The organism is Fibrobacter sp. UBA4309, assembly GCF_002395745.1.
Lineage (GTDB): Bacteria > Fibrobacterota > Fibrobacteria > Fibrobacterales > Fibrobacteraceae > Fibrobacter.
Genome location: NZ_DGUN01000053.1, coordinates 1 through 4,808, shown reverse-complemented (window position 1 = coordinate 4,808; position 4,808 = coordinate 1). Strand labels below are relative to the sequence as shown.

Genomic DNA, 4,808 nt, shown 5'->3' with positions numbered 1-4,808 from the left:
CAGCCCGCCGACCATCCCGTGAACACGGCCTTCCCCGAAGGGCAGTACCTCAAGGGATTGCTCGTCCAGGTCGTCTAAGATCTTTCACAAAAAAACGCCTCTCCGCAGAGAGGCGTTTTTATTTGCAATTCGATTATTTCTTGAACCGCCGGATTTCCGTGCGGTTTTTATTCTGCACGGCAACGTGGTAAACGCCCGCAGGCAATGCCTGCACGTCGAATGTCGCCGAACGAACGGCACTGCGATGCATCACCTCGCGCCCCTGCAGGTCAAGAATGCGCACCGTCGCACCATCGACAAACTTGCTTCCGAGTTCTACAAACAAATGATTATCGGCGTAATGGACCGAAGTTCCATACACGCTTGCAAAATCTCCGAGATACGGAAGCACGGTCTTACCGGTATCCGTCTTCGCAGTATCATTCTTCGCAGGCACGGTATCGTTCTTGCCCACCAAACGCCACATCTGGTTCCATTCCCAATCGTCGGCCCAGCTCTGCACCACGCGCTCGCCATCGGTCGTTGCACGCAAGTAATGTCCGCTATGCTGCATCTTCATGCGCACCACGGAGCCCTCATAGCCAGATTGCTTTTCCATCACCACTTTCTGGTGAGCGCCGCCATTCCACTTGTATAGGCCCATCGTGACGCCAGCATCCGTAGATTCGTTCGGGGTATCGAGAGAGATATCGCCGAAGTTGATGCGGTAGGCCGAACCCGACAGCGGCGTGATGGTCGCAATCGCGTTGTCGCCATTGCAGTCACCCAGCGCAAGCTTGTCTTCGCTAGTCCTGACCATGCAGGTTCCGAAATTCATCGAGAAGATGCGCACCGTATCGGGCTTCGCCGGCTTGGCCTGCCATACGCGCACCCAGTCCGCCTCGAAATACGCGGGCTTGTCCGCAGTGATTTCGATGTCGTCACCCGCCCAGCCACCGATGGCAAGGTTCACGATGATGTACTGCGCCGAAAGCTGCTTGATTTCTGTCGGGCGGTTGTAGCTGGCAAACTTCTTGTCGTCGAAATAGAAACTGAGCGTCGACTCGTCCCATTCCACGGCGTAATTGTGGAAGCCGGCGGAGCGGTCCGTATTGTCGTCCTTGTGACCGCCGAAAGAGGCCTCGTGGTCCCACGCCGAACCGTGACTGTTGTACCAGCTCGGGTCCGTGTAGTGCAGGTAGTAATGGTGCTGCTTGCGCGAAGCCGGAATCTCGAGAATGTCGATTTCCGGAGGCCAGCCGTCTTGCAATGTCCAGAAGGCAGGCCACGTTCCCTTTTGCCACGGGGCCTTGAAGCGGCCTTCGATATAGCCGTACTTCACTTCGAAATGATTCTTGGTATCGATTGCACCCGAGGTGTAGTCGACGGGAATTTCCTTGTTGTTGAACTTCGCCTTTTTCCCGTTGGCATTCGGGTGCACCTTCTTTTCGCCCTTCAGCTTGAGCGTACCGTCGGAAACGATTACATTCTCTTCGGCGCAGTAGGCGCGGTGGTTGTGCGTCGGGCCCCAGTTGTACGTGGGGTTCCACTTTTTCTTGTCTAACGAAGTACCGTCAAAGTTGTCTTCGAACACCAATTCCCAGCCGCTGAAGTTTGCGGGAGGTTCGGCAAAAGAAAGCGTCGCGGCGCACAGCACCGCAAACGATAAAGATTCAATTGAACAGATTTTTTTCACAACCAATCCCTAAACCCTGCAGGTTTTATTCATCCTTTACGCAACGGACCGAAAGTCCATTGATCTTTCTCACCGTATTCACGATGGCGTTGTCGTTGCTGCAATCCAGGTACATGTGGTAAGCCAGGGTATCCGCAGCGCCGCCGTCGGCTTCCGTAGACGCCCACATGAGAGCGGAGCACCCGTGATAGGTGAATCCGTCCTGAGTCCTAGTGGTAAACTTCATGCCCGCGGGGAGCGCCGTAAAGCCGAAGTCATCGGTACCGTTACCTTCGTTCTCCCAGCCGCTCACGGACTTCAGCTTGCTCGAGCCCTTCCATAGAATCTCGTTCAAGGAATCGGCCCCGACTTCGCGCAATAGGGATTCCCAGTCCGCCTTCGTCGGCAAGCGCCAGCCTTCGGGGCATATTCTCTGCGCCACGTTCCACGTGTAGAGGCGGCCCGCCGATTCGCAGTTCTCGGGCTTGTCCCAGTAGCACCAGTCGTTCTTGATTGAACTTGCAGCCCCTTCGATGTCGAAGTAGTTCAGGTTCTCGGCCATCCAGACCTGTCCGCCGATTGTCGTCGTCTTGTAGACAATCCCGTCACGCGGGTCCGTCATCTCGCCGTAGGCGAAGTCCGGATTCATGTGCGATTCCTTGGAATCGTAGAAATGCCACACGCCTACGCTGTCGGGGTCGTGGCGGGCCGTATCGATTCCTTCAATGCCGTCGGGGAAAAGGATGTTGAAAACGGAATCAAAGACAGCGGAATCTATAGCGGCAGGGTCTTGGGACACGGTGTCGTCCGCATCGTCCGCGACGCCATCCGTATCGCCCGCGACATCTTCTGCCGCACCCGTTTCTTCAACCGCTTGCGCCGGTTCTTCCGCCGCAACAGCGTCGCCTTCTTCACCGGAAGTCACCGTCTTCGACATGGCAGCTCCGTCGTCAGTACCGCTAACGGCAGTCACGTCACCTTCGGGAACTCCGGGATTGCTGCTGTCGCTACAGGCGAAAAGCCCTGCGCCGAGCAAGGCAGATACTGCGACGATACACCCTTTCTTTACGGTCATGAGAACCTCCTGAAATCCATCCCTCCATAATCTATGTTATTCCAAACAGAAAATCAATAGGCTCGAAATTGCGGCAACACCAAATACGCCTTAAAAACAGGAAATCCCGGCGTAAAGGCCGGGACATGCGTATAATATTTTACGTCATTCGCTATCGTGTACGGCGAGGCAGCTCGGAAGCATGCTTTTCGAGCCACACGGCATCTTCGAGCGCGCGTTCGGCTTCGGTCGCCCAGTCGGAATCGGGATACTGCTGCACCACTTCGCGGTACCTTACGACCGCACTGTGGAAGTCGCGGAGTTCGCGGTAGATGTTGCCCATCTGGAGCATCGCGAAATAGCGTTCGTCCGCCGACACGTCCGTTTCGAGCAAAGCCTTGTACATCTGGAGAGCCTGCTCGAAACTGCCCGCCTTGAAGAGCATGTTAGCATCGGCGATGGCAGAATTTTTCTTGGCCGGGGCCGTGGCAGGAGCCGGCTTGGTTTCTACCGGAGCAGCGGGTTCGGCAACAGTTTCTGCAGCGGGTTCCGCGGCAGCGACAGATTCTTCCTTCGGTGTTTCGGCAGGCGCGGCGGTCAGCTCCGCGAAACGGGCTTCGGCAGCCTTGCGGAACATTCCATCCGGGGCAGCCTTTTTCAGGTAGGCGGCAAGGGATTTCTTCTCGAGTTCGGCCTTGCCCGTCTTCTGGTATATCTGAGCCAGGTAGTAGTTGGCATCGTTGCCGCGTTCCTTGAACGAGATTCCCTTCTTCAAGTTGAATTCGGCCTTGTCATACTCGCCCATCTCGAAACGGGTCACGCCCGCGTAGAAATACGCACCGGCATCACCCGGCTTCTTCGCCAAGATCTCGCGCCACACCGGAGCGGCTTCTTTGTACTTGCCTTCTGCCAAAAGGGCTTTTCCGCGTTCAAAGGGATCGCTGCTCGCCGCACTCGGAGCTTCAGCGACCTTCGCGGGTTCTTCTTTCTTCGGGGCTTCGACAGCCTTGACCGGTTCTTCGGCCTTTGCGGGTTCCTGGGCCTTGGGCAGTTCCACCGGTTTAGCCGGCTCTGCGGCCTTGGCGACTGGTTCCGGTGCAGCCTTCGGTTCTTCGACCGGCGCGGGAGCAGCCTCGGCAACCGATTCCTCGGCGGGCTTGTTCTTCGGATCCTTAGCGCGTTCGGCATCGGCCTTGGCCTTCTGGCCCATGGCCTCGTAGACCTTGGCGGCACCTTCGTAGGCGGCGCTCATCGTCGGCTGGAACTTGTACGCAAGGCGGTAATTGGCCAGTGCTCCGGCAAGGTCCTTCATCTTCATGCGGACTTCGGCGGCGGCAAAGTAGGCCTCGGAATTTTTCGGGTCTTCGGCCAACACCGAGCGGTATTCACCGAGAGCCATCTCGTATTCGCCTTTCGCCTCGAAACGTGCGCCCTGTTCCATACGGGGGTCGGCTGCAAAGGGCAAGGAAACCAAACAAGCTAAAATTAAGGAAGGAATCCGAATATTCATGGAATACAATCTAGCAAATTAAAATCCATACAAAAAATCCGGACCGCTAACGGACCGGATTTTTTGGAGTAGAATGAAAAAGGCGATTACATCATGCCGCCCATGCCACCCATGCCCGGGTCCATGGCCGGAGCAGCCGGCTTGGGTTCCTTCTTCTCGGTGATCACGCAGTCTGTGGTGAGGATCATCGAGGCGATGGAGGAGGCATTCTTGAGGGCCGTGCGGGTCACCTTGGCCGGGTCGATGACGCCAGCCTTGATGAGGTCTTCGTAGGTGTCGGTCTTCGCGTTGTAACCGAAGGCGTCCTTGCCTTCCTTGACCTTGTTCACGACCACGGAGCCTTCGAGACCGGCGTTCTGCACGATCTGGCGGAGCGGTTCTTCAATGGCGCGGCGGATGATGGCAGCACCGGTCTTCTGGTCGTCGTTATCGAACTTGAGGGAGTCGATGGCCTTTTCGGCACGGATGAGGGCAACGCCACCACCCGGAACGATACCTTCTTCAACGGCAGCGCGGGTTGCGTGCATGGCGTCGTCGACGCGGTCCTTCTTTTCCTTCATTTCGACTTCGGTAGCGGCACCGACCTTGAT

4 protein-coding genes are annotated in these 4,808 nt (G+C 56.8%); all 4 read right to left on the bottom strand.

Features of this window, described 5'->3' with window-relative positions:
* Nucleotides 1-133: 133 nt before the first annotated feature.
* Nucleotides 134-1,675: a family 16 glycosylhydrolase gene (locus B3M32_RS08240; RefSeq protein ID WP_290745223.1), complete on the bottom strand. Its 1,542-nt coding sequence runs from the start codon at nucleotides 1,673-1,675 to the stop codon at nucleotides 134-136.
* Between the two features lie 25 nt (nucleotides 1,676-1,700).
* Nucleotides 1,701-2,729 carry a fibrobacter succinogenes major paralogous domain-containing protein gene (locus tag B3M32_RS08235; RefSeq protein ID WP_290745221.1) on the bottom strand — a complete coding sequence of 343 codons (1,029 nt, stop codon included), beginning with the start codon at nucleotides 2,727-2,729 and terminating at the stop codon, nucleotides 1,701-1,703.
* 151 nt (nucleotides 2,730-2,880) lie between these two features.
* Entirely contained in the window at nucleotides 2,881-4,182 is a 1,302-nt protein-coding gene (locus tag B3M32_RS08230; protein ID WP_290745218.1) for a tetratricopeptide repeat protein, read from the bottom strand.
* Nucleotides 4,183-4,304: 122 nt separating this feature from the next.
* On the bottom strand, nucleotides 4,305-4,808 hold a 504-nt coding region (locus tag B3M32_RS08225), incomplete at its 5' end, for a TCP-1/cpn60 chaperonin family protein (RefSeq protein WP_290745215.1).

What these genes read in the sequence shown, in the direction of transcription:
- B3M32_RS08235 (WP_290745221.1), bottom strand. Translation starts at nt 2,729, where the DNA reads ATGACCGTAAAGAAAGGGTGTATCGTCGCAGTATCTGCCTTGCTCGGC.